The following is a 22743-nucleotide window of genomic DNA, read 5'->3' as shown; positions in this document are numbered from 1 at the left end:
GCCCAGCGGGTCGATCCGACTCCGCCGGCGCTTCCGAACGCCGTGAACACGCACCCGCACGCCGCCACGGCCCCGACCATCGGCACCGTGGGTCGTCGTGTCAGCCGCGGCGCCCGTCGTGCGCTCCCCGCCCTGCCGCCCCGGAACGCCCACGAGGCCCTCCGGAGGCCGGCCGGCGCGCTGTCGCGTCCGACGGCATCCGGCGACCACGTCGTGCTCGTCGACGATTCCGGGCTCTCCGCCGAGGCCGACGCCTCTGCTGGACGACCGGCCCCGGACCTGCACCGCCATCCTGGAAGGAAGACCCATGTCCCAGACGCCTGAAGCCCCTGTGCACGGCAGCGAGAGCGAGAACCCGGCGATCGAGGCCCCCACCCCCAAGACCGGTCAGCCGCGAACGGTCCAGGACTGGTGGCCCAATCAGCTGGACCTGGGCGTGCTGCGGAAGCACTCGACCACGACCGACCCGCTGGGCCCCGACTTCGACTACGCGAGGGAGTTCGCGACGCTCGACGTCGACGAGCTCAAGCGCGACCTCGCCGAGCTCATGACGACCTCGCAGGACTGGTGGCCGGCCGACTTCGGGCACTACGGAGGGCTGTTCATCCGGATGAGCTGGCACTCAGCCGGAACCTATCGGACTGCGGACGGACGCGGGGGCGCCGGGGAGGGCGCCCAGCGGTTCGCCCCGCTCAACAGCTGGCCGGACAACGCCAACCTGGACAAGGCCCGGCGCCTGCTGTGGCCGGTCAAGCAGAAGTACGGCCGGAAGATCTCGTGGGCCGACCTGCTGGTGCTCGCGGGCAACGTCGCGCTCGAGTCGATGGGGTTCAAGACGTTCGGCTTCGGCTTCGGACGCGAGGACGTCTGGGAGCCCGAGGAGATGTTCTGGGGCCCGGAGGACACCTGGCTCGGCGACGAGCGCTACGCCGGCGACCGCGAGCTCACGGGCCCGCTGGCCGCGGTGCAGATGGGACTGATCTACGTCAATCCCGAGGGGCCCAACGGCAATCCCGACCCGCTCGCGTCCGCCCAGGACATCCGCGAGACCTTCGGACGCATGGCGATGAACGACGAGGAGACGGTCGCGCTGATCGCCGGCGGGCACTCCTTCGGCAAGACCCACGGTGCCGGGCCGGCCGATCACGTGGGTCCCGAGCCCGAGGCCTGCCCGGTCACGGGCCAGGGCCTGGGGTGGAGGAGCAGCTACGGCACCGGCAAGGGCCCGGACGCGATCACCAGCGGGCTGGAGGTGACCTGGACCAGCACGCCGACCCAGTGGGGCAACGGCTTCTTCGGCAACCTGTTCGGCCACGAGTGGGAGCTGACCGAGAGCCCCGCCGGAGCGCACCAGTGGGTCGCCAAGGACGCCGACGAGACCGTCCCGGACGCCTTCGACCCGGAGCGGAAGCACCGGCCGACGATGCTGACGACCGATCTCGCGCTCCGGGCCGACCCGGAGTACGAGAAGATCTCGCGGCGGTTCCACGAGCACCCGGACGAGTTCGCCGAGGCGTTCGCCAAGGCGTGGTACAAACTGCTGCACCGCGACATGGGCCCGGTCACGCGCTACCTGGGACCGTGGGTCCCCGAGCCCCAGCTGTGGCAGGACCCCGTCCCGGCCGTCGACCACGAGCTGATCGGGGACGACGACGTCGCCGCCCTGAAGGAGACCCTCCTCGGCTCCGGGCTGACCGTGTCGCAGCTGGCCTCCACCGCGTGGGCCTCCGCGGCCAGCTTCCGGGGCACCGACAACCGGGGCGGGGCCAACGGCGCCCGCATCCGCCTCGAGCCGCAGCGCGGCTGGGAGGTCAACGAGCCGGAGCGGCTGTCCGAGGTGCTGCGCGTCCTCGAGCAGGTCCAGCAGGACTTCAACGGCGACCGGTCGGACGGCACCCAGGTCTCGCTGGCCGACCTGATCGTCCTCGGCGGCTGCGCCGCCGTCGAACAGGGGGCCCGGAACGCGGGGCACCCGGTCCAGGTCCCGTTCCGGCCCGGGCGCACGGACGCCACGCAGGAGCAGACCGACGTCGAGTCCTTCGCCGTGCTCGAGCCGCAGGCCGACGGTTTCCGGAACTTCGTGAAGTCCGACGTGCGGCTCTCGCCCGAGACGCTGCTCCTCGACCGCGCCTACATGCTGAACCTCACGGCCCCGGAGATGACGGTCCTGGTGGGCGGCATGCGGAGCCTGGGCACGAACCACGGGCAGTCGGAGCACGGTGTCCTCACCGACCGCGAGGAGGCGCTGACCAACGACTTCTTCGTCAACCTCCTCGCGGCCGGTACGGAGTGGCGGACGTCCGATGCGTCGGAGGACGTGTTCGAGATCCGCGATCTCGCCACGGACGAGGTCAGGTGGACGGCCACCGCGGCCGACCTGGTCTTCGGCTCGCACTCCCAGCTGCGGGCCATCTCCGAGGTCTACGCCGGCGACGACGCCCGGGAGAAGTTCGTGCGCGACTTCGTCGCCGCGTGGGTCAAGGTCATGGAGCTCGACCGGTTCGACCTCCGCTGACACGGGCCCCGGGGAGAGGGCCGAACCACCTGATGAGCGCGTCCTCGAGCCCTGCGCGGTTCTCCTCGCCCACCCAGGCCACATGCCCGTCCGGCCGGATCAGGACCGCCGTGGGCGCGGGGACGGTGCCGATCGCCGGCAGCTCCCAGGCGCCGGCGTGCTCGGCGGTGACCAGCTGGACGTGGTCCGTCCAGGGCCCGAGGTCGGCGCCGCCCGGTTCTCCGAGCTCGAGCAGCACCGGCCGGGCCTCGCGCAGGAGGGCGAACACCCGGGCCGGGCCATCGGCCGTGCGCAGGTCGAGATCGGGCATGCGCCGTCCGAGCAGGGGATGCCCCGCGCCGAGGTCGTAGTGGATGTCCAGACCGGACATCGTCGCGGCGTAGCGCCGTCGTGGCTCGTCCATGCGCAGCAGCTCGGCGATCGTCTCGCCCACGGCCTGGATGCGGTCGTCCGGGCGGCGAAGGGCGACCTGGGCCATCGTGAGGCGCAGCACGCGGGCGGCCACCGGATGGCGCTCGGCGTGGTAGCTGTCCAGGAGGCTCTCCGGCGAGGTCCCCGCGACGACCCGGGCCAGCTTCCAGCCCAGGTTCACCGCGTCCTGCACCCCGGTGTTGAGGCCCTGGCCGCCGTCCGGGGCGTGCACGTGCGCGGCGTCGCCGGCCAGCAGGACCCGACCCTCCCGGTAGGACGCCGCCTGCCGGGTCGTGTCCGTGAAGCGCGAGATCCACCGGGGACTGTGCACCCCGTAGTCCGTGCCGTACACCGCGGTCAGCGCCTCGCGGAGATCGCGCAGGGTGGGCTCGCGGCCGGGTCCGACGTGGTGCTCGGTCACCATCACCCCCGCCGGCCCTCCGTCCTCGGGCCGGCGGAAGGCGTGCTTGCCGATCCTGTCCTGGTGGATGCCCCACTCCGGCTCCTCGGCGAGCTGGACCTCGGCGAGCAGGCTGCTGGTCGTCGGGTCCCACCCGGGGAAGTCGATCCCCGCCGCCCTGCGGATCCGGCTCCGGCCTCCGTCGCAGCCCACGAGGTAGCGGGTCCGCAGCCGCTGGCCGTCCGAGAGTTCGATGTCGACGCCGGTGCCGTCCTGCCTGGTGCCCGTCACCTCGTGCCCGTAGCGGACCGGCACGCCCAGCTCGCGGACCCAGCCGGCCAGGAGCCGCTCGATGTGGTTCTGCCACAGCGCGAGACCGTAGGGATGGCGGGTGGGGAAGTCGCTGATGTCCAGGGGGACACCGCCGAACCCGGCGACCTGGGCGGTGGTGCCCTCCGCGAGAAACCGGTCGGCGATGCCGCGCTGGTCGAGGACCTCGATGGTCCGCGAGTGCAGCCCGCCGGCGCGCGAGCCGACGAGGTCCTGGCCGGCCCGCCGCTCGAGGACGACGACGTCGACCCCCGCCAGCGCCAGCTCGCCCGCCAGCATCAGTCCTGTCGGTCCTCCACCGACGACCACCACCGCGTGCTCGTCCATGTGCTGCTCCTCCGTCCGCAGATCCAGGTCCCGGCCCGAGCATTCTGCGCCGCGCGGGGGGTCTTGCCACAAGCCCCTGCCGCCGCTGTACGTTGAGAGTGACGAGGAGCCACGCACGACCACGACCCCGGCGGAGACGGCACCGGCCCCCGCTGCGGCTCGAGCGGCCCCGGCGTCGATCGGCTCAGAGCCAGGTGCCCCCGCCGGACTCGTCGGGCACGTCGACGTCGGCGCGGAAGCCGTGGATCCACGCCAGGTGCCGGTCCACGGTGCCGGGGTGGCCCAGCCGGGCGTTGCGCTCGTCGGCGCGCTCGCCGTCGGGCAGGTGCAGCACGTCGGCGGTGGTGATCGAGGCGTACTGCACCTTGCGGGTCCGCCCGCGGCGCAGCCGCTCGTACTGCTCGCGCGCCGCGTCCCAGTCGGTGCTCCCGGCGAGCTGGTCGGCGAGCACGATCGCGTCCTCGATCGACTGGTTGGCGCCCTGCCCGTGGTGCGGCACGAGCGCGTGGGCGGCGTCGCCCAGCAGCGTCACGCGGCCGCGGGACCACCGGGACAGGGGCGGGCGGTGGAACAGCGCCCAGCGCTCCGTCACGGGCACCGCCGAGACCATCTGGCGGACCGCCGGGTGCCAGTCGCGGAACCGGTCGAGGTGGGACCCCTCCTCGACCGGCACGACCCAGCGCCGGTGCGGCCAGGGGGAGGGGGCGCGCTCCACGAGGAAGAAGTTCTGGTCGCCGCCGCCGATCGGATAGTGGAGGAGGTGTGCGCCGGGTCCCATCCAGAACTGGATGGCCCCGGGATCGGGCAGCTCGGACAGTGCCTCGGGTGGGACGATGCCGCGGGAGGCGCTGGTCCCGGAGTACAGCGCGTCGTCGTAGCCCAGCAGCAGCCTGCGGGTGGTGGAGCGGGCGCCGTCCGCGCCGATGACCAGATCGGCCTCGGCCGTGCTGCCGTCCTCGAAGCGCAGCACCGCGGCCGCGCCGTCGTCGTCGACGTCGACCAGCCGCTTGCGCAGGTGCAGGCCGTCCGTTCCGAGGGCCCCGGAGAGGATCTGCTGCAGATCGGCGCGGTGGATCCCCACGTACGGGGCGCCGAAGCGCTCACGGTAGCCCGTGCCGTGCCGGCCGATCAGTCGTCCGTCCCGTCCGTCGCGGAAGACCAGCGCCTCGACCTCCGCCCACCGGGCGCTCAGCCGCTCCTCGAGCCCGAACCGTTCGAGGAAGAAGCGGGTCGCGTTGGCGGACAGCGCCACGGCGGCCCCCACCTCGCGCAGCTCCTCGGCCGCCTCGTACACCTCGACGTCGAGGCCGCGGCGCCGCAGCTCGATGGCCAGCGTCAGCCCGCCGATGCCCGCGCCGACGACGGCGATGCGCCTCCCGGTGGTCGTCATTCGTGGTCCTCTCCTCGTGCTCTGCAGCTCGTGCGCCAAAGCTCGTGCCCTGAAGCCTGTGCCCCGCAGCCTGTGCCCCGCAGCCCGTGCCCCGGAGCTTGAGCCCCGGATCTTGTGCGCCGCAGCGTGTGCGCCGCAGTCCGTGCCCCGGAGCCTGTGCCCCGAGGCCCGTGCTCGGCGTCTCGTGCTCGGTGTCCCGTGCTCGGCGTCCCGTGCTCCGACCGTAGCCAGTGGGCGGCGTCACCCTCTTCGGACGGCTGTGGGAAGATTCTCCCGGTCCGTCGGACAGTGTGTCGGACCGCTGTTCGGCGCCCCCATGGTGCCCGACCGCCCGACCGGTGCTGAGCCGCAGCCCGGTGAACCCGAGGAGCCATCGACCACCCGTGGACCGGACCCCCGACCTGGACGACTCGCTCCAGGACCTCTCCGAACGAGCCGCCCGCCGGCTGATCGTCCTGGACTCCGCCATGCACGTCGTCGCCTGGTCGATCCACGAGTCCGACGACGATCGGCGCCGGCTCTCCGCCGCGCTCGCGCACAGCGACTCGTGGGACGTCCCCACCGCCGGCCCCGAGGGCTTCTCCGTCGAGGACGTCCCGGAGCTGGGGCGGTGCCTGGTCATCTCGCTGCACGACCACCGCCACCGTGTCGGGCACCTGCTCACCGTCCTGGACGGTCCTCGGTCCCCGTCCGCCGACGAGGTCCGGGTGCTGCTCGACGAGGCGCCGGTCCTCGGCGTCCTGCTGTCCCTGCGGACGCTCTACGCGGCGCGGGACCGGGACCGGGCACGGACCCTGCTCACGGCCCTCGTCGCCGGCGACCCGGGGCGCCGGCCGGGAGCCGCCGAGGCCCTGGTGGGGGAGGGCCTGCTGGGCTCGTCGCGGCAGTACTGCGCCGTGGTCCTCGGCGCGGACCCGCTGGCGGCCGCGCCGGACGAGGCGGGCCGGACCGTGCTGGCCGTGCACCGGACCCTGGACTTCGTGGCCAGGAGCTCGACCGCGTCCGTGGTGGGCTCGACCTTCGACGACGGCACCGGTGTCCTCGTCTTCCCCCGGCCCGTGGTCGTCCCGCGCCTGGCGCGCATCCTCGCCCGGCCGGACGTCGACACGGTGCGCGCCGGCATCGGGCCCGTGGTCGGCAGCCTGCTCGACGTGCACCGCTCGTTCCGGCTCGCGCGCCGCACGTGGCGCACCCTGTGGCTGGACCCCCTCGCCCACGGGCCCGTCAGCACCTGGGACGACGCCGGACTGGATGGGCTGCTGGCGATGCTGCCGCTCGAGTCGATGACGGCCGAGGACCTGCCGCTGCAGGTGCGCCGCGTCCTGGCCGCGGGTCTGGCCCCGGAGCTCCTGCGGACGCTGGAGACCTACCTCGACTGCGGGGGCGACGCGCAGCGGACCGCGGCCGCGCTGCACATCCACCGCTCGACGTTCTACTACCGGCTCGACCGGCTCAAGGAGCGCCTCGACCTAGAGCTCGACGACGGGCGCACCCGCAGCGAGCTCCACGTCGGGCTCCGCGTCGCCCGGCTCGCGCGACTGCGGCCACCTGGACCGTGAGGCGCCCCCGCCCGTCCGGCGACGGTGCCGGGCGTCACCCGGCCGGACGGTACCCTGACGGGGTGGTCGAGCAGAGCATGTGGATGCAGAAAGTGCGGGCGGATCCCGGGCACTCGTCGTGGTACGTCGAGCGGTTCCGGGCCATGGCGGCCGCCGGTGAGGACATCGTGGGGGAGGCCCGGCTGCTCGAGGCCATGGTCCCGCCCGGGTCGCGGATCCTCGACGCCGGGTGCGGACCCGGCCGGCTGGGTGGACATCTGCACCGCAGCGGGCACACCGTCGTCGGGGTGGACGTCGACCCCGCCCTGGTCGCCGCCGCGCAGCAGGACCACCCCGGTCCTCGGTGGCTCGTGGGGGACCTCGCGGAGCTGGACCTGCCCGCCCGGGGCGTCCCGGAACCCTTCGACGCCGTGGTCTGCGCCGGCAACGTGATGGCCTTCCTGGCCCCCAGCACGCGCGCCGAGGTGCTGCGCCGGTTCCGCCGGCACCTGACCGCCGACGGGCGGGCGGCCGTGGGCTTCGGCGCGGGACGCGGCTATCCGTTCCCGGAGTTCCTGCGGGACGCGGAGCAGGCCGGACTCGTGCCCGACCTGCTGCTGTCGACCTGGGACCTGCGCCCGTTCCGGGAGGGCGACGACTTCCTGGTGGCCGTGCTGCGGACCGCCACCCGGTCCTGATCCCGCGGCGCGGCAGTGACCTCGCGGCGCGGCAGTGAGCTCGCGGGGCGGTCCTGGTCCTGCGGGCGCGGCAGTGGCGTCGCGGCACGGTCCTGGCCCTGCGGTCCTGGCCCTGCGGTGCGGCCCTGACCTCGCGACATGGCTCTGCTCCCGCCGGCCCTCGGCGGCGCCGGATCCTCCGGGTAGCGTGGACGGTGTGAGCACCGTACCCGCGTCCACCGTCGTCCTCGAGAGCCGCTTCGCTCAGGAGCTGGGGGAGCTGGCCGTGCCGTGGCAGGCCGACGACGTCGCCGACCCCCGGCTGCTGGTCCTCAACGAGCCCCTGGCGGCCGAGCTGGGGCTGGACCCCGAGTGGCTGCGGAGCGCGGAGGGCGCGCGCCTGCTGGTCGGCAACCTCGTGCCCAGCGGCGCGACGCCGGTCGCGCAGGCCTACTCGGGGCACCAGTTCGGCTCGTTCTCCCCGCGCCTCGGCGACGGGCGCGCCCTGCTGCTGGGCGAGGTCGTGGACGCCGGCGGCCGACGCCGCGACCTGCACCTCAAAGGCTCCGGGCGGACACCCTTCGCGCGCGGGGGCGACGGTCTCGCGGCGGTCGGGCCGATGCTGCGCGAGTACGTGGTGAGCGAGGCGATGCACGCCCTGGGCGTGCCCACGACCCGCTCGCTCGCCGTGGTGGCCACGGGGCGGCAGGTGCGGCGCGAGACCCTGCTGCCGGGTGCCGTGCTCGCCCGGGTGGCGAGCAGCCATCTGCGCGTGGGCAGCTTCCAGTACGCCCGCGCCACGGGCGACGCCGGCCTCCTGCGCCGGCTCGCCGACCACGCCATCGACCGCCACCACCCCGACGCGGCCGGTGCCGAGCACCCGTATCTCGCGCTGTTCGAGGCGGTGGTCGCCGCCCAGGCGTCACTGGTGGCGCGGTGGATGCTCCTGGGGTTCGTGCACGGGGTGATGAACACCGACAACACGACCATCTCGGGGGAGACCATCGACTACGGGCCGTGCGCGTTCCTGGACGCCTTCGACCCGGCCGCGGTCTACAGCTCGATCGACCACGGCGGGCGCTACGCCTACCGCAACCAGCCGGTCGCCGCGCAGTGGAACCTCGCCCGGCTCGCCGAGGCCCTGCTGCCGCTGCTCCACGAGGACCAGGACCGGGCGGTGTCCCTGTCAGAGGAGGCCCTCGCGGCATTCCCCCGGCAGTACAGCGCGGCCTGGTCCGCGGGGATGCGGGCCAAGCTCGGTCTGCCCGAGGACCTCGACGACGAGGTCGCCTCGTTCCTGGTCGACGACGTGCTCGTGCTGCTCCAGCAGGACCGTGTCGACTGGACCGCCTTCTTCCGTGCCCTGGGCAGGACCGCCCGCGCCGGCGCGCCCGCCGCGCGCGACCTGCTCTTGGACGTGCCCGCGTTCGACGCCTGGGCCGAGCGCTGGCACGCCGCGGGCCCTGACCCCGAGGTGATGGAGCGCGCCAACCCCGTGTACATCCCTCGCAACCACCTCGTCGAGGAGGCGCTCGACGCCGCCGTCGAGGGCGACCTCGACCCCCTGGGACGGCTCCTGGAGGCGGTGACCGCCCCCTACGACGAGCGCCCCGGCCTGGAGCGCTACGCCGCCGGGCCCCCGGAGGACTTCGGCGCCTACACGACCTACTGCGGCACCTGAGGCACCGGTCCCCGCGGAGCCGAGGCGGTCGGGAGCACGGGACGGGCGCTGGTCACCCCCCGATGTACTCCCCGGTCACGCTGTCCACGGTGCCGTTCTCGATGCCCGTGCACTGCGCGACACCGGCCTCCGTCACCGGGTCGTAGTTGATGCAGAAGGCGTCGTAGTAGGGCACCCCGCTGCGCCACGCGGCCAGCGCCTCGTCGTAGGTGAACTTCTCCGGGAAGGGCACCGCCCCCACGTCCGTGTTCACCTGCACCTGGCAGCTCCCGGGCCCGCCCGCGGCGAAGGCCAGGAGCTGGCCGACGGTGTCGACGACGTCGATCCGGTCCTGGCCGGTGCCCATCGCGGACTGGTAGGCACCGCAGATCTCGACGGCGACGGAGCGGTCGTTCACGTCCGCGGTGAGCCGGTGCGTGAATCCGCCGCCCTGGGCGGCCCGCTGCTCGATCCTGGTCACGGTCCCGGTGTACGGCTGTCCCTCGGGGGTGGCGGCGAACGCGGCCCACGGATCGGCGGGAACGGGTTCCCCGGCCGCCGGGGGAGCGTCCTCGGGCTGCGGCTCGGAGTCCTCGTCCGGCTCGGGAGCCGGTTCCGGCGTCGGCTCGGAGGTCGGCTCGGGGGACGGCTCGGTGGTCGGCTCGGTGGTCGGCTCCGGTGTTGTCCCCCGAACGGTGTCCGACGGGGAGGGCGAGGTCTGGGCGACGGGGATGTTCTCCGGGGCCTGGGGATCTCCGGCGCAGCCGGCCAGGGCGAGGCCGGATGCGAGGAACAGACTGGTGACGACGGCCTTCGTGCTCATGGGGTGCCTCTGCTTCGCTGGGGGGCGGGGTTCCCACTGTAAGCGGCGCGCACGGCGAACCCGGGTTGCCCACCCGGTGGTCCGGCCGGGAGTTGCCCACCCAAGAGGGGTCAGACGGGGCCAGGCGCGCCGTGCCACGATGCGGAGGGCATGCCGTCGACCAGTGAAGGGGGCCGCTGTGCCGCACCAGATGACGCTGATGTTCCTCAACATCGCGCTGACCCTCGTCCTCGTCGCGGCGTGCTATCTGCACCTGGGCGGCGGCCGGTGGTGGTTCCCCTGCCTGTGGTTCGTGGGCATGGCCGCCGGCTCCCTGTGGGACGCGCTGCCGCACCGCCGCGCGGCGGAGTTCGCCCGCGGCGCCGGCGGGCGGACCGCCTGGCAGGGCTGAGCCCGGCGGGACGACCTCAGCGCCGGCCGGTGGTGCTCCGGTCCAGCCGGCGGCCCAGGACGACGCCGTCGGCGAGGGACCAGACGCCGAGCAGCCCCAGGGTGAGGGTCATCGGCACCGCCGTCCTCCAGTCGCCGAGGTAGCAGCGGTGCGCGCCGAAGACCCCGAGGAAGATCCAGAGCAGCCACGCCGTCGTCGGACTCTTCGGGGACCGCTGCGGGCGGGGTGCCCGTCCCGGGGCGGTGGCTGCCGTGGGGGCGGGGACGCAGCGGGTGTCGTGCATCGTCCGGTCCTCGCTCTCCTGTCGTCCTATTCGCACGCGACGCCGTCGCCGTCACGGTCCATGGCGTCCCGGTAGCCGGGGTCCCCGCGGTGCAGCGGGGCGGCGCCGGCCTCCCGGGCGGCCGTGCAGTTGGCGTAGTGCACGTCGGCGGGAGCCGGAGCGGCCGGAGCCTCCTGGACCTCGGCGGGGGCCGGGGCGGGTTCCGGAGCGCTCCCGGCGCCCTCGGGGATGTCGCCGAACGGGCTGCCGCCGGGCAGCTGCTGGTCGGGGCAGCCGGAGAGCACCTCGGCCATGGCGTCCTTCTCCGGGGCCGTGACCCACAGGCCGTAGCGGGACTTCACCGCGATCTGGACGGCCACCATGTCGCAGGCGAAGGCCCGGTTGGGAGGCAGCCACTCGGAGGCGTCCTGGTCGGACTTCGACCCGTTGGCCGGGCCGTCGACCGCCAGCAGGTTCTGCGGGTCGTTGGCGAGGGCCACGCGGTCGGCCTGGGAGAGCCGGCGCGCCCCGGTGACCCAGGCGTTGCCGAGCGAGACGACGTGGTCCACCTGGACGTCGCTCGAGGTCGCGACCCCGCGCACGAAGTCGATGCTCGCCCCGGTGTAGGGATCGGCGAGGGTGCCGGTGTCGACCCTGCACCCGTCGGCGGAGGTGATGCCGGTCAGGTCGCGGGCCAGGACCTCGTTGCGGGAGTCCTCGCAGTCTCCGTCGGCGTCGATCCATCCGCCGAACAGGGCGTCACGGTCGTAGTCGGACATCGTCCCGGCGGCGGCGACCGCCAGGTCCTCCAGGGCCAGGAACGCCCCCGAGGGCGGGGTGACGGCGCGGACGGGGGTCTCCGCCGGCTCCGGGGCGGGCTCCGGGGAGACCGTGGTGACCGAACCCGGGGTCCTCGAGGCCGTGGGCGAGGGACCGGTGCTGGGCGTGGCGCTCGGGGACGGGGCGGCGGGCACCGTCGTCACCGTTCCCGGCACGGGCCCGGGGTCGGCGACCGGGTCGGTGGAGGCGGTGCTGGACGCGCAGCCGACGACCAAGCCGATGGCCAGGGTGAGGTGCAGCGGCACGGCCACGATCCACTTGCCCACGGCGAAACCGCGGCGGGACGCCAGATCCGTTCCCGGGGCAGGGGAGGACGAGGGGGTGTTGCTCATGGTGCTCCTGGGGGAATGAGGGGGTGCGCCAGGGGGAGGGAGCGCGTCGGGGGAACGCGCGCGGGGCACAGTCCTGTTCTACGTCCGGTGCCCGTCCGCCACTGCACGGCACGCCGCAGATGACGGTCACCGGCGTGAGTGTGACGTCGGGGCGGGACGGAAGAGCCCGGACGGACGGACCGGTGCGGGTCACCGCCCCGGACCGGTCTCCGCCATCCCCGGATGAGGGGTCAGACACGAGGGCTCGCCGGGTGCGAGGATGCGCTCACGGGGATCGTCGACCAGGGGGGAGGGCCTCGTGCTGACCGTGCGCGACAAGCTGCTCCTGGGGCTCTGGCTCCTGCCGGTGGCCCTCGGTCTCGTGGTGGGGCTGCGCGTCGGCGACGACGACGGCTCCGTCATGCTGTTCGTGACCGGGCTCGTGGCGGTGCTCTACGCCGTCGTGCTGGTCAGCACGGTCCACGCCGCGCGGCGCCGGCGGGCCGCGCCGCTGCCCGCTGCCCCCGACCCCCGGGAGCCCGCCGGCGAGCCCGATCCCGGTCCTGGCTCCGACCCCGGTTCCGCGGGCGCCCCCGGCGAGCGCGGTCGTGCGCTCGCCGTCTCGCGCGCCCTGCAGCTGGTCCTCGTCGTCTCCGCCGCCGTCTACGTGGTCGTCGCGGAGGGCGGCTGGACCTTCGTGGTGGTCGCCGTGCAGCTCGTCACCGTGATCACCATGGCCGCCTACGTCCACGAGCGCGACTCGTATTCGGATCCGCTGCCCCAGTAAGGCGCCGCCCCCGTCCGCGTGGACGGGGGCGGCGCCGTGGCCGGGTCACGACCGAGCGCGGTCGGCGGTCTCAGGACAGCTGCACGTACGTGGCCGAGTGCCCGAAGCCGACGACGTCGTCGCGACCGTCGCCGTTGACGTCACCGAGCAGACGCGGATACCGGTCCTCCGTCCACCCGTCGTCGTAGCCGAAGGCGGCGACCTTCAGATACACCGGGCCGAAGGTGCTGTCCGCCCGGCCGTGGGCCACATAGACCCCGGCGTTGCCGAACCCCACCAGGTCCTGGATGCCGTCGACGTTGATGTCCGCGTGGGTCCGCAGGTGACGGTCGCCCCGCCAGCCCTGGGCCTGGCCGAAGTTGTTCACCCGCACGGCCACGCCGGTGTAGTTCCCTCCGTTCAGCGAGTGGGCGACGGAGACCCCGGAGTAGCCGAAACCGATGACGTCCGCCGCGGCGTTGCCGGCGGGGTTGATGTTGACGTCGGCCAGCATCCGCGGGTGCTGCTCCACGCGCCACCCCTGGGCGAAGCCGAAGTCGCGGATCTCCAGCGCGGGCTGGGTGAACGTGTCCCCGAGCGCCGAGAAGTAGGAGACGTACGTGCCGGCGTCGCCGAAGCCCACGATGTCGGCGGTGCTGTTGCCGTCGACGTCGGCGAGCATCCGCGGGTTCTTGTCGACCCGCCAGCCGCGGTCCCAGCCGAAGCTGTCGATGCGCTTGCCGGTTCCGGTGAACGTCCGGTCGGACAGGGCGTGGGAGATGGTGACGCCCGAGTACCCGAAGCCCACGATGTCGGCGGTCAGGTTGCCGTTGAGGTCGGCGAGCTCGCGCGGGTGCCTGTCGACGCGCCAGCCCTGGTTCCAGCCGAAGTCGCGGACCTTGAGCTGCGGCGCGGTGAAGCTGCCGTCGCCCTGGGAGTAGGCCACGTAGACGCCGGCGTTGCCGAAGCCCACGATGTCGTCGCGGCGGTCGCCGTCGACGTCCGCCAGCGTGCGCACGTGCCGGGCGTTGGACCAGCCCTGGGCGGTGCCGAAGTCGCGCACGCTCATCCTCGGCGTGCCGAAGGTCCCGTCGGCCCGGCCGAAGGAGACCTGGACGCCGGCGTTGCCGAAGCCGACGACGTCGGCGCGACCGTCGCCGTTGACGTCCGCGAGCTCGCGGACGTGCTGGTCCACGCGCCAGCCCTGGGCGTAGGAGTACACGGGCTGCGCGGTCGCGGCGTGGGCCGGAGCGCCCACGGCGAGCCCTGCGGTCGCCAGCACGGTGGCGGACGCGCCGGTGAGCACGCGCGAGAGGAGTGGGTGTTTCATGGTGGGTCCCCGAGGTGGTGAGGCGGATCGTCGGCACGGGTGCCGGTGGCACGTGCCGGAGGCGTCGGTCGACCCCCGGCCGACCGGGAGACGTCCCCCGGCGCGCAGCGCGCCTCCGGGGAACCGGTGGCACCGGGAGCGTCGTCCCGGCGCCGAGGCGCAACAGCTGAGGGCATCAGTTTACTCCTGCAACACAGGCGGTCACCAGAGGCGTTCCCGTTCGTGACCTCGCCGGACGACCTGTGCCGGAGGCACTGGGGGTGGACGCGACGAGGCGCACGAGCGGTTCGGAACTCACAGCGGTCCACCGGCGCTCGCAGCCCGTGGAGATCGCCGAGGGCGTGCACCAGCTGCGCACCGGACGCGGCCTCCTGGAGCCCAACGTCCACCTGGTGCGCCACGAGCAGGGCTGGGCCCTGGTCCACACCGGCCGGCCGGGGCAGCACCCCTGAGGAGGCTCAGCGGCGGCTGGGCTCCGGCCGGGCGTCGGCGGTGCAGCACGATCCGTCGCCGCCGACCTCGGAGAGCTCCCGGCCGGTCCGGCCCTCGAGGTCGGGCCGGGCGTCGGCGGTGACCGTGTAGACCTCCCACGGCTCCTGGCCCGGTCCGGTCACCCAGACCTTGTCCTGGACGGCGTAGCAGCAGGTGGTCTGCTCCTCCGGGCGGGTGGCCAGCCCGGCGTCGGCCAGGCGGTGCGCGGCGGCCTCGACGATCTCGGTGCTCTCCACCTCCACGCCGAGGTGGTCCATGCGGGTGTCCTCACCGGGTTCGCCCTCCAGCAGCACGAGCTTCAGCGGGGGCTCCGCGACGGCGAAATTGGCGTAGCCCGGGCGTCGTTTGGCCGGGGCCGTGTTGAACAGGGTGGAGTAGAACTCGATGGAGCGCTCGAGATCGGCCACACGCAGGGCGAGCTGGACTCTGGACATGACGGGTTCCTTTCGGGTGCGACGAACGCTCCTTGATATCGACGTCCGTCTATGTGGAAGAGTGCCACGAACATCGATGTTCGTCAATACGTTCTTGTGCGGCCCCGCGGTGCGTGCGGGCTCTTGACAGGCCCGGAGCCCGGCCGCACCGTGGTCCTGTCGGGCGGCGGTGTCCTCCGCGGCCCGCCCCCGGAGGTTCCGATGCACAGTTCTCCGCCCGGTGGCAGCGCCTCCGCGCCCGGTCCGGGGCCGCCGCCGGCCGAGCTGCAGGACGCCGTGACGGCGATGATGCGCGCCGGGCACGTCCCGGGGCTGTCCCTGGCGGTGGTCGACCGGGACGGACCGCTCTGCGCGGCCGGCTTCGGGCTGGCCGACCTGGCCGGGCGGGTTCCCGCGACGCCGGCCACGGCGTACCCGTGGTTCTCCATGACCAAGCCCGTCACCGCCACGGCCGTCATGGCCCTCGCCGAGGCCGGCCGGCTCGACCTGCAGGCGCCCGCCGACGACTACGTGGACCTCCCGCCGGCCCCCGGGACGATCCGGCCGACGGTGGAGCAGCTGCTCACCCACACCGCGGGACTGTCCAACCCGCTTCCCGTCCGGTGGGTCCACCCGGCCGGGGCGCCGTCGCCGCCGGCCGGCGACCTGCTGCGCCGGCTGATGCGGCGCCGTCGGGCGTACCGGTATCCGGTGGGGGAGAGGGCCCGGTACTCCAACGTGGGCTATCTCGCCCTCGGCCAGGTCGTCGAGGCGGTGACCGGGGCGCCCTTCGAGTCCGCTCTGCGCGAGACGGTGCTGGACCCGGCGGGCATGACCCGCACCGGGTTCGCGTACCGGGAGGACGCCGCGGCGGCAACCGGCTATCTGCGCGCCCCGCGGCTCGCCGATCCCCTGCTGCGCCTCCTGCTGCCCCGTGGGGTGGCCGGCTCCCGGACGGGGGCGCACCTGGGCCTGCGCCCCTTCCACGTCGACGGTCCCGCGTTCGGCGGCCTGGTGGGAGACGTGCTCGACGCCGCCCGGTTCCTGCGCCTGCACCTGGGGGACGGGCAGATCGACGGCCGCCGGGTGCTGTCCCCGGACGCGGCCCGCGCCATGCGGACGATCGCCCACCCGGGACGACCGTTCGACCACGGCATCGGGTGGTTCCGCCGTCCCGCCCCGGGCGCCCACGAGTGGGTCGAGCACTACGGGACGGGGGCCGGCTTCTGGAACGTCATGCGCCTCTATCCGGAGCGCGGCCTGGGCATCGTGATGATGACCAACAGCACCACCGCCTACGACTTCGGGCCGGTCCTCGCCCGTCTGGCGGCGGCGTCCTGGGCCTGACGCCCACGGCCGGGCGCGCCCGCCTCGCCGCCCGCCCGCGGCCGGGCGCGGGCGGGCGACGAGGCGGGGGTACGGCGCGGGGACGACCGCGCCCGCTGTCCGCGGCGGACTCTTCCCGCCGGACGGAACGATAGGCTCGCCTTCGTGACCGAGCTCAGCGAGATGGCCCGCACCGGGGTGGTGAGCGCCGCGTGCCTCACTGCCGGGTGGGCGCTGCTGGTGGCCGCGCTGCTCGTGCGGTGCCTGTACGCCTGGTGGGTCAGGACCACCGCCGTGCACCTGGTCGAGGACGGCCGGCACCGGCTGCGCTGGCACACCACCCGGTACGAGATCCACGAGGAGCCCTGGTCGCACCCACCGGCCACCGCGCCCGAGGCCGGGGCGGACGTCACGGTCTACTACCACGCCCGCCATCCCCACCGCTGGGCCCTCATCGCCCCGTACCGCTGGCTGTGGCTCCTCACCACGGCGGGGACCGTGCTGGTGGGAGCGGGACTGCTGATCCGCCTCCTCCGCGGATGACCTACGTGACGTCTCCGGCGCGGAACCGGCCATAGGGCCGCCCCGCGGACCCGCCGGCCGGGACCCGTCGCGGCCCGTGCCGGTTTCTGCTTCCGCCGTCCGGCGGGAGATCATGGGTGTCACGACCCCCGTGGGCCGCGGCGTCCCCATCGGCCTCCCGGCACGCCCCGGCCCGCACCGGACCGCCCGGCCCGGGACACCACGCGACCCGGGACCGACGGTCAGGGCCCGCCACCCGGAAGGACACCATGCGCCAGCACCAGCACCCCGACGACGAGCCCGCCCGGCCCAGGCGCAGCCTCTTCCGGCGCTTCGACGACTTCACCATGCGGTTCTACGGGCCCGCCGTGCGCAGCCCCCGCGACCTCAAGGGCGCCGAGGCCAGTGCGCAGACGAAGCAGTGGTACCAGGACCTGCAGGAGGAGTTCGTGGTCGAGAAGGACGCGAACGGCAACACCTACCTGCGCCCCCGCAACCGCTGACCTGCCCGTGACGCCGCGAGGCGCCCGGCCGTCCCCCGACCGGACCCGGGACGTACAGTGTCGGACCATGGAAGGAAACCACGTGCTGCCCCTGACCGATCCCGAGGTGCGTGCGCTCCGGGAGGACTTCCCGCTGCTGACGGGCACCCCGGCGGTCTACCTGGACTCCGGGGCCACCTCCCAGAAGCCGCTGGCCGTCCTGGACGCCGAGCGGGACTTCTACGTACACCGCAACGCCGCGGTCCACCGCGGCGCCCACGCCCTGGCGGTGGAGGCCACCGACGCCTACGAAGAGGCCCGCCGAATCGTGGCCGGCTTCGTCGGCGGCACCGAGCGGGAGCTGGTGTGGACCTCCAACGCCACCGAGGCGATCAACCTGCTCGCCTACTCCTTCTCCAACGCCTCGGCCGGGCGCGGGGACCAGGAGGCCGAGCGCTTCCGGCTGGGACCGGGCGACGAGATCGTGACCACCGAGCTCGAGCACCACGCCAACCTCATTCCGTGGCAGGAGCTGGCCGCCCGCACCGGGGCCACCCTGCGCTGGATCCCCGTCGACGACGACGGCGCCCTCGATCTCGGGGCCGCCGCCGAGGTCATCGGCGAGCGCACCCGGGTGGTGGCGTTCAGCCACGTCTCCAACGTCACCGGCGCCATCACAGACGTCGAGACCCTGGTGGGCCTGGCCCGGGCCGCCGGGGCCCTGAGCGTGCTGGACGCCTGCCAGTCGGTGCCGCACCTGCCCGTGGACCTGCCCGCCCTGGGCGTGGACTTCGCCGTGTTCTCCGGGCACAAGATGCTCGGGCCCACCGGCATCGGGGCGCTGTGGGGGCGGGCCGAGCTGCTCGACGCGATGCCGCCGTTCCTCACGGGCGGATCCATGATCACGAAGGTCACGATGGAGTCCGCCCGGTACCTGCCCGCCCCGACCCGCTTCGAAGCCGGCACCCAGCGCGTGGCCCAGGCCGTGGCGCTGGCCGAGGCGGTGCGGTACCTGCAGGCGATCGGGATGGAGCGGGTCGCCGCCCACGAGCACGAGCTGGGGCAGCGGCTCGCGGCCGGGCTCGCGGAGCTCGAGGGGATCCGGCTGATCGGTCCGGCCCCGGGCGCGGAACGCATGGGGCTGGCGGCCGTGGACGTCGCGGGCGTGCACGCCCACGACGTCGGCCAGGTCCTCGACGCGGCCGGGGTGGCCGTGCGGGTGGGCCACCACTGCGCGCAGCCGCTGCACCGGGCGCTGGGACTGACCGCCACCACCCGGGCGAGCGCCTACCTCTACAACACCACCGAGGACGTCGACCGGTTCCTGGCCGAGCTCGCCGGGGTCCGCACCTACTTCCGCGTGGCCGGCTGAGGCCGTGACCACCGCGGCGGAGCACCCGAGGAGAAGACGATGAGCGCGCTGGACGCGATGTACCAGGAGGTCATCCTGGACCACGCCAAGCGGCGGTCCGGGGAGGGTCTGGCCGCCCCGGCGCCCGGGCACGGGAGCGGGGAGTCGCACCAGTACAACCCGACGTGCGGCGACGAGATCACGGTGCGCGTCGAGCTCGCCCCCGCCCCCGAGGGCGCCGATCCGGTGGTCGAGCGGCTCAGCTGGGAGGGCGAGGGCTGCTCGATCTCCATGGCCGCGGCCTCCGTGCTGGCCGAGGCCGCCCCCGGGATGACGCGGACCGAGCTGGTGGAGCTGATCGGGGCGTTCCGGGACCTGCTGCGCTCCCGGGGCACCGTGGCCCCCGACGAGGAGGTCCTCGGCGACGCCGCCGCCTTCGCCGGGGTCTCCCGGTTCGTGGCCCGCGTCAAGTGCGCGATGCTCGGCTGGGTCGCCGCCGAGGAGGCTCTCGACCGCGCCGGCTGAGCGGCTCCCGGAGCCGCCGGTCTTTCCACCCCGGGACACCCTTGCCCCATCCCCGGCCGGGTGGGACACTGACCGCCCCGGCACGGAGGAGGCGGTCATGAAACTGCTCGAGGACCTGGTGGCCCGCGTGGAGAAGTGGAAGGCACTGGACCAGGTGGCGGAGCCCGTGGCCCGCGCCGTGGGCCGGGCGGCGCGGCCCGCGCCGGTGCGCAACGTCCTGAGCGGCACCGTCATCGGACACCCGCTGCACCCCCTCCTCACCGACGTCCCGATCGGGGCGTGGACCATGGCGGCGGTGCTGGACCTGGCCGGCGGCCCGAGCACGGCCCACGCCGCCGACGTGCTCGTGGCGACGGGGCTGGCCGCCGCCGTGCCCACGGCCGCGACCGGGCTCAACGACTGGTCCGACACCCAGGGCGCGGACCGGCGCATCGGCCTGGTGCACGCCACCGCCAACAGCGTGGCCCTGACGTTCTACACGGCCTCGCTGGCCGCCCGGCTCCAGGGCCGGCGCGGTGCCGGCAAGGCTCTCGCGCTGGCCGGCTACGGCTGTGTCATGGCCGGGGGCTACCTGGGCGGCCACCTCGTCTACGCGCGGGGCGTCAACGTCAACCGCACCGCCTGGCGGCGGGGCCCGCGGCGGTGGACCGACGTCCTGGCCGACACCGACCTCGCCGCCGGCGGGCACCGACGGGTGCAGGCCGGCAGCGTCTCGGTGCTGCTCGTCCGCGACGGGAACCGGATCGAGGCCCTCGACAGCGTCTGCAGCCACATGGGCGGCCCGCTCGAGAAGGGAACGATCGACGGCGGGTGCGTCACCTGCCCCTGGCACGGCAGCACCTTCCGGCTCGCGGACGGCGCCGTCGTCCGCGGACCGGCGACCGCCCCGCAGCCCGGCTACGAGACCCGTGTCCAGGACGGACGGATCCAGCTCCGGCTCCGGTCCTGAGTACTCCGGGCGCCGGCTCCGGCCGCCCTGGGCTCCGGCCTCAGCCCAGCCACCGCGGGACGCGGGCCCTGACCGTTCCGGGCGGCCGCGGCCCGGAATGCTTCCGCCGTCGCCCCGGTTGTGCGCAGCATGCCACTCTCCGACGTTCCGCTCTCCCTCCTCGACCGCGCCCATGCCCTGGACGGCTCCACGGAGGCCGAGGACCTCGCCCGCGTCCTGGAGCGGGCCGAGCGCGCGGAGGAGCTGGGCTACCACCGGTTCTGGGTGGCCGAGCACCACGCGGTGCCCGGGATCTCCGGGTCCGCGCCGGCGGTGCTGATGGCCGCCCTGGCCGCCCGGACCCGCCGCCTCAGGATCGGTTCCGGCGGGATCATGCTCCCCAACCACCAGCCCCTCGTGGTCGCCGAGCAGGCCGCCACCCTCGAGGCCCTGCACCCCGGCCGGATCGATCTGGGCGTGGGCCGCTCCCTCGGGTTCACCGCCGCCGTCCGGGACGCGCTGCGCACCGGCAAGCAGGCCGCAGCCCGCTTCGAGTCCGACCTCACGGAGCTGCTCGCCCACCTCTCCGGCGCGGCCCCCGTGACCGCCCGGCCCCGGGACCACGCCGCGACACCGGTCTTCGTCCTGGCGACCGGCGCCGGGGTGGAGACCGCAGCCCGGGCGGGACTCGCCGTGGTGCTCGGCGGCCCGGCGCTCTTCCGCGAGGGTCCCGGCGGCGGCGCCGCAGTGCTGGAGCGGTACCGCGCGCAGTTCCGCCCGTCGTCGTGGTGGCAGATCCCTCGCGTGGTGGTCTCGGCCAACGTCGCGGTGGCGCGGACCCGCGCGGCCGCTCGTGAGCTGCTGCTGCCCGAGGCCCGCGCCCTCGCCGCCTCCCGCACCCGCGGCGAGTTCCCGCCCCTGGCGCCCGCGGAGCCGGACGGGCTCCCGGCCCGGGAGCAGGCCCTCGTGGAGGAGACCCTCACGGGCTCGGTCCACGGCACGGCCCCGGAGGTCCGGGAGCAGCTGGAGCTGCTGCTCGCGCGGACCGGGGCGGACGAGCTGCTCGTGACGGGCGGCGCGTACGACGTCGACGCCCAGGCGGAGTCCGACCGGCGCCTCGCCGCGCTGTTCGCCGCCCGCCCGGCCTGACGTCCCACTGCCGGGTCCCGCCGTCCCGCCGACGGGACGCCGTCCCGCTGAGTCCCCAGGGGGATCCTCTCCACTGCGCCGAGTCCCCCACCTGATCGCAGATCCCCATGATCAACCCTGTGTGTCAGCCTGGTGTGCGACACACTGGGGGGACTCGGCGGCGGGGGCGGCGGGGGCGGCCCGGGAGAGCGAGGAGGGGGCTGCGGGAGAGTGCGGATAGAGTGACGGGGTGCCACAGCTGCTCGTACTCGCCGCCCACCCCCTGGAGACCAAGTACTTCCCGGAGGACATCGACCTGGTCCTGACCGGCGTCGGGATGTCGGCCGCGGCGGTGCGCACCACCGAGGCGGTGCTGACCCGCTGCCCGGACCCCTCGGGCCGGGCGGAGCTGACGGTGCTCAACATCGGCAGCGCCGGCGCCCTGAAGCACGGGCTGACCGGGGTGCTCGAGCCCTCCAGGATCATCAACCGGGACGTGGACGAGGAGCTGCTGCGGGTGGCCGGGATCCCCGTGGACAACGTCATCGAGCTCGGCGGCGACGGGCCCGTGCTCGCCACCGGGGACTCCTTCGTGGCCGGTGGGCCCGCCCGGGACGCCCTGGCCGCGCGGGCGGACCTCGTGGACATGGAGGGCTGGGCGATCGCGGTGGCCTGCCGGCACCTGGGGGTGCCGCTGCGGATGGTCAAGCACGTTTCCGACGCCGCCGACGAGGAGGCGGTCGCGTGGGCCGAGAAGGTGGAGGTCAGCGCCCTGGCCCTGGGTCGGTGGTTCCGCGGCAGCGGGATCGCCCGGGCATGACCCGCCGCAGGACCGTCCGGATCCGCCACTAGACTGGGACCAGCATGAAACTTCTCCGCCAGCGCGAGTCCCTGGGCGCCCAGCAGGACTACGAGAGCGCCATGACCCTCCTCGCCGACGTGCGCCGCGACGGGCCCGTCCTGCGCCTCTACGAACCGGCGCCCACGGTCGCCTTCGGCCGCCGGGACGAGCTGCGCCCGGGCTTCGCCGACGCCGCCCGGGCCGCCCGCGAGAGCGGGTTCGAGCCCCTGGTCCGCAAGGTCGGCGGCCGGGCCGCCGCCTACCACGGCGGGTGCCTGATCATCGACCACCTCGAGGCCGCCGAGGACCCCACCTCGGGCATCCAGGACCGCTACCGCCTCTTCGGCGACATGATCGTGGCCGCCCTGGAGGAGCTCGAGGTCGAGGCCGACGTCGGTGAGATCCCGGGCGAGTACTGCGCCGGCGAGCACAGTGTGCACGGGACGCACCCGGCGTCGTCGTCGACCCCGGGCCGGAAGGTGAAGCTGGCGGGGACCGCCCAGCGGGTGGTCGCGGGCGCCTGGTACTTCAGCACCGTGCTGGTCGTCGAGCAGTCCGAGCCCATCCGCTCGGTGCTCACCGACGTCTACGCCGCCCTCGACCTGGACTGGGACCCCGCCACCGCGGGGGCCGTGGACGACCTGCGCCCGGGCACCACCGTGGCCGACGTCGAGCGCGGGATCCGCAAGGTGTACGGCATGTACTCCGAGTACCTGGGGTACGGGCAGCTCACCGACTGAGTCCCGGCCGCGGGCCGGGCAGAC

General features: G+C 74.4%; 23 protein-coding genes. 16 read left to right on the top strand and 7 right to left on the bottom strand.

Annotation, left to right across the window (positions count from 1 at the left end):
* Positions 1-307 precede the first annotated feature (307 nt).
* On the top strand, positions 308-2515 hold the full coding sequence (gene katG / locus Q0817_RS04880) for a catalase/peroxidase HPI (RefSeq protein ID WP_298585032.1): 2208 nt from the start codon (positions 308-310) through the stop codon (positions 2513-2515).
* Here the strand turns inward: katG and Q0817_RS04875 are convergent.
* A complete protein-coding gene (locus Q0817_RS04875) occupies positions 2484-3983 on the bottom strand; it encodes an FAD-dependent monooxygenase (RefSeq protein ID WP_298585031.1) in 1500 nt (499 codons plus the stop codon). The genes katG and Q0817_RS04875 overlap by 32 nt on opposite strands.
* A gap of 184 nt (positions 3984-4167) precedes the next feature.
* Positions 4168-5373, bottom strand: coding sequence for an FAD-dependent monooxygenase (locus tag Q0817_RS04870; RefSeq protein ID WP_298585030.1), 1206 nt, complete (start codon positions 5371-5373; stop codon positions 4168-4170).
* A gap of 383 nt (positions 5374-5756) precedes the next feature.
* On the opposite strand from Q0817_RS04870, the gene Q0817_RS04865 reads away from it, so the two are divergent.
* From Q0817_RS04865 to Q0817_RS04855, 3 genes are all read left to right on the top strand, one after another.
* A complete protein-coding gene (locus Q0817_RS04865; RefSeq protein WP_298585029.1) occupies positions 5757-6932 on the top strand; it encodes a CdaR family transcriptional regulator in 1176 nt (391 codons plus the stop codon).
* Between the two features lie 62 nt (positions 6933-6994).
* Positions 6995-7609 (top strand): bifunctional 2-polyprenyl-6-hydroxyphenol methylase/3-demethylubiquinol 3-O-methyltransferase UbiG, encoded by a 615-nt coding sequence (locus tag Q0817_RS04860; RefSeq protein WP_298585028.1) that lies wholly within the window; start codon positions 6995-6997, stop codon positions 7607-7609.
* Positions 7610-7805: 196 nt separating this feature from the next.
* Positions 7806-9269, top strand: coding sequence for a YdiU family protein (locus Q0817_RS04855; protein ID WP_298585027.1), 1464 nt, complete (start codon positions 7806-7808; stop codon positions 9267-9269).
* A gap of 52 nt (positions 9270-9321) precedes the next feature.
* Here Q0817_RS04855 and Q0817_RS04850 read toward each other — a convergent pair whose 3' ends face one another.
* A complete protein-coding gene (locus tag Q0817_RS04850; RefSeq protein WP_298585026.1) occupies positions 9322-10071 on the bottom strand; it encodes a hypothetical protein in 750 nt (249 codons plus the stop codon).
* Between the two features lie 178 nt (positions 10072-10249).
* On the opposite strand from Q0817_RS04850, the gene Q0817_RS04845 reads away from it, so the two are divergent.
* Complete coding sequence (locus Q0817_RS04845; protein WP_298585025.1) at positions 10250-10462, top strand: hypothetical protein; 213 nt, start codon at positions 10250-10252, stop codon at positions 10460-10462.
* A 16-nt stretch (positions 10463-10478) separates the two neighbouring features.
* On the opposite strand, the gene Q0817_RS04840 is transcribed toward Q0817_RS04845, so the two are convergent.
* On the bottom strand, positions 10479-10745 hold the full coding sequence (locus tag Q0817_RS04840; protein WP_298585023.1) for a TM2 domain-containing protein: 267 nt from the start codon (positions 10743-10745) through the stop codon (positions 10479-10481).
* Positions 10746-10771: 26 nt separating this feature from the next.
* Positions 10772-11896, bottom strand: coding sequence for an excalibur calcium-binding domain-containing protein (locus tag Q0817_RS04835; RefSeq protein WP_298585021.1), 1125 nt, complete (start codon positions 11894-11896; stop codon positions 10772-10774).
* Positions 11897-12194: 298 nt separating this feature from the next.
* Between Q0817_RS04835 and Q0817_RS04830 the strand changes: the two genes are divergently transcribed.
* Positions 12195-12662 (top strand): hypothetical protein, encoded by a 468-nt coding sequence (locus Q0817_RS04830; protein WP_298585020.1) that lies wholly within the window; start codon positions 12195-12197, stop codon positions 12660-12662.
* A 70-nt stretch (positions 12663-12732) separates the two neighbouring features.
* Here Q0817_RS04830 and Q0817_RS04825 read toward each other — a convergent pair whose 3' ends face one another.
* On the bottom strand, positions 12733-13971 hold the full coding sequence (locus Q0817_RS04825; protein WP_298585019.1) for a VCBS repeat-containing protein: 1239 nt from the start codon (positions 13969-13971) through the stop codon (positions 12733-12735).
* A 260-nt stretch (positions 13972-14231) separates the two neighbouring features.
* Between Q0817_RS04825 and Q0817_RS04820 the strand changes: the two genes are divergently transcribed.
* Positions 14232-14423: a hypothetical protein gene (locus Q0817_RS04820; protein WP_298585018.1), complete on the top strand. Its 192-nt coding sequence runs from the start codon at positions 14232-14234 to the stop codon at positions 14421-14423.
* 6 nt (positions 14424-14429) lie between these two features.
* Here Q0817_RS04820 and Q0817_RS04815 read toward each other — a convergent pair whose 3' ends face one another.
* Positions 14430-14897: an ArsI/CadI family heavy metal resistance metalloenzyme gene (locus Q0817_RS04815; RefSeq protein WP_298585017.1), complete on the bottom strand. Its 468-nt coding sequence runs from the start codon at positions 14895-14897 to the stop codon at positions 14430-14432.
* A gap of 201 nt (positions 14898-15098) precedes the next feature.
* Between Q0817_RS04815 and Q0817_RS04810 the strand changes: the two genes are divergently transcribed.
* The 9 genes from Q0817_RS04810 (at position 15099) to Q0817_RS04770 (ending at position 22719) form a co-directional block, all read left to right on the top strand.
* The gene (locus Q0817_RS04810; protein ID WP_298585016.1) at positions 15099-16223 is read left to right on the top strand and encodes a serine hydrolase; all 1125 of its coding nucleotides are present in this window, start codon (positions 15099-15101) and stop codon (positions 16221-16223) included.
* A 144-nt stretch (positions 16224-16367) separates the two neighbouring features.
* A complete protein-coding gene (locus tag Q0817_RS04805; RefSeq protein WP_298585015.1) occupies positions 16368-16745 on the top strand; it encodes a hypothetical protein in 378 nt (125 codons plus the stop codon).
* A gap of 248 nt (positions 16746-16993) precedes the next feature.
* Positions 16994-17227 (top strand): hypothetical protein, encoded by a 234-nt coding sequence (locus Q0817_RS04800; protein WP_298585014.1) that lies wholly within the window; start codon positions 16994-16996, stop codon positions 17225-17227.
* Between the two features lie 67 nt (positions 17228-17294).
* Positions 17295-18578, top strand: coding sequence for an aminotransferase class V-fold PLP-dependent enzyme (locus tag Q0817_RS04795; protein WP_298585013.1), 1284 nt, complete (start codon positions 17295-17297; stop codon positions 18576-18578).
* A 39-nt stretch (positions 18579-18617) separates the two neighbouring features.
* Positions 18618-19082, top strand: coding sequence for a Fe-S cluster assembly sulfur transfer protein SufU (gene sufU / locus Q0817_RS04790; protein WP_298585012.1), 465 nt, complete (start codon positions 18618-18620; stop codon positions 19080-19082).
* 97 nt (positions 19083-19179) lie between these two features.
* On the top strand, positions 19180-20031 hold the full coding sequence (locus Q0817_RS04785) for a Rieske 2Fe-2S domain-containing protein (RefSeq protein WP_298585011.1): 852 nt from the start codon (positions 19180-19182) through the stop codon (positions 20029-20031).
* 129 nt (positions 20032-20160) lie between these two features.
* Positions 20161-21159: an MsnO8 family LLM class oxidoreductase gene (locus Q0817_RS04780; RefSeq protein WP_298585010.1), complete on the top strand. Its 999-nt coding sequence runs from the start codon at positions 20161-20163 to the stop codon at positions 21157-21159.
* A 229-nt stretch (positions 21160-21388) separates the two neighbouring features.
* A complete protein-coding gene (locus Q0817_RS04775; RefSeq protein WP_298585009.1) occupies positions 21389-21958 on the top strand; it encodes a nucleosidase in 570 nt (189 codons plus the stop codon).
* Positions 21959-22002: 44 nt separating this feature from the next.
* Positions 22003-22719 carry a lipoyl protein ligase domain-containing protein gene (locus Q0817_RS04770; RefSeq protein ID WP_298585008.1) on the top strand — a complete coding sequence of 239 codons (717 nt, stop codon included), beginning with the start codon at positions 22003-22005 and terminating at the stop codon, positions 22717-22719.
* Positions 22720-22743 lie beyond the last annotated feature (24 nt).

It is taken from the genome of uncultured Kocuria sp., assembly GCF_947500125.1.
In the GTDB taxonomy this organism is placed as follows: Bacteria; Actinomycetota; Actinomycetes; order Actinomycetales; family Micrococcaceae; genus Kocuria.
This window is presented reverse-complemented; position numbering and strand designations above follow the sequence as displayed.

What these genes read in the sequence shown, in the direction of transcription:
- katG (WP_298585032.1), top strand. Translation starts at nt 308, where the DNA reads ATGTCCCAGACGCCTGAAGCCCCTGTGCACGGCAGCGAGAGCGAGAAC.
- Q0817_RS04875 (WP_298585031.1), bottom strand. Translation starts at nt 3,983, where the DNA reads ATGGACGAGCACGCGGTGGTGGTCGTCGGTGGAGGACCGACAGGACTG.
- Q0817_RS04870 (WP_298585030.1), bottom strand. Translation starts at nt 5,373, where the DNA reads ATGACGACCACCGGGAGGCGCATCGCCGTCGTCGGCGCGGGCATCGGC.
- Q0817_RS04850 (WP_298585026.1), bottom strand. Translation starts at nt 10,071, where the DNA reads ATGAGCACGAAGGCCGTCGTCACCAGTCTGTTCCTCGCATCCGGCCTC.
- Q0817_RS04840 (WP_298585023.1), bottom strand. Translation starts at nt 10,745, where the DNA reads ATGCACGACACCCGCTGCGTCCCCGCCCCCACGGCAGCCACCGCCCCG.
- Q0817_RS04835 (WP_298585021.1), bottom strand. Translation starts at nt 11,896, where the DNA reads ATGAGCAACACCCCCTCGTCCTCCCCTGCCCCGGGAACGGATCTGGCG.
- Q0817_RS04825 (WP_298585019.1), bottom strand. Translation starts at nt 13,971, where the DNA reads ATGAAACACCCACTCCTCTCGCGCGTGCTCACCGGCGCGTCCGCCACC.
- Q0817_RS04815 (WP_298585017.1), bottom strand. Translation starts at nt 14,897, where the DNA reads ATGTCCAGAGTCCAGCTCGCCCTGCGTGTGGCCGATCTCGAGCGCTCC.
- Q0817_RS04810 (WP_298585016.1), top strand. Translation starts at nt 15,099, where the DNA reads ATGCACAGTTCTCCGCCCGGTGGCAGCGCCTCCGCGCCCGGTCCGGGG.
- Q0817_RS04800 (WP_298585014.1), top strand. Translation starts at nt 16,994, where the DNA reads ATGCGCCAGCACCAGCACCCCGACGACGAGCCCGCCCGGCCCAGGCGC.
- Q0817_RS04795 (WP_298585013.1), top strand. Translation starts at nt 17,295, where the DNA reads ATGGAAGGAAACCACGTGCTGCCCCTGACCGATCCCGAGGTGCGTGCG.
- sufU (WP_298585012.1), top strand. Translation starts at nt 18,618, where the DNA reads ATGAGCGCGCTGGACGCGATGTACCAGGAGGTCATCCTGGACCACGCC.
- Q0817_RS04785 (WP_298585011.1), top strand. Translation starts at nt 19,180, where the DNA reads ATGAAACTGCTCGAGGACCTGGTGGCCCGCGTGGAGAAGTGGAAGGCA.
- Q0817_RS04780 (WP_298585010.1), top strand. Translation starts at nt 20,161, where the DNA reads ATGCCACTCTCCGACGTTCCGCTCTCCCTCCTCGACCGCGCCCATGCC.
- Q0817_RS04770 (WP_298585008.1), top strand. Translation starts at nt 22,003, where the DNA reads ATGAAACTTCTCCGCCAGCGCGAGTCCCTGGGCGCCCAGCAGGACTAC.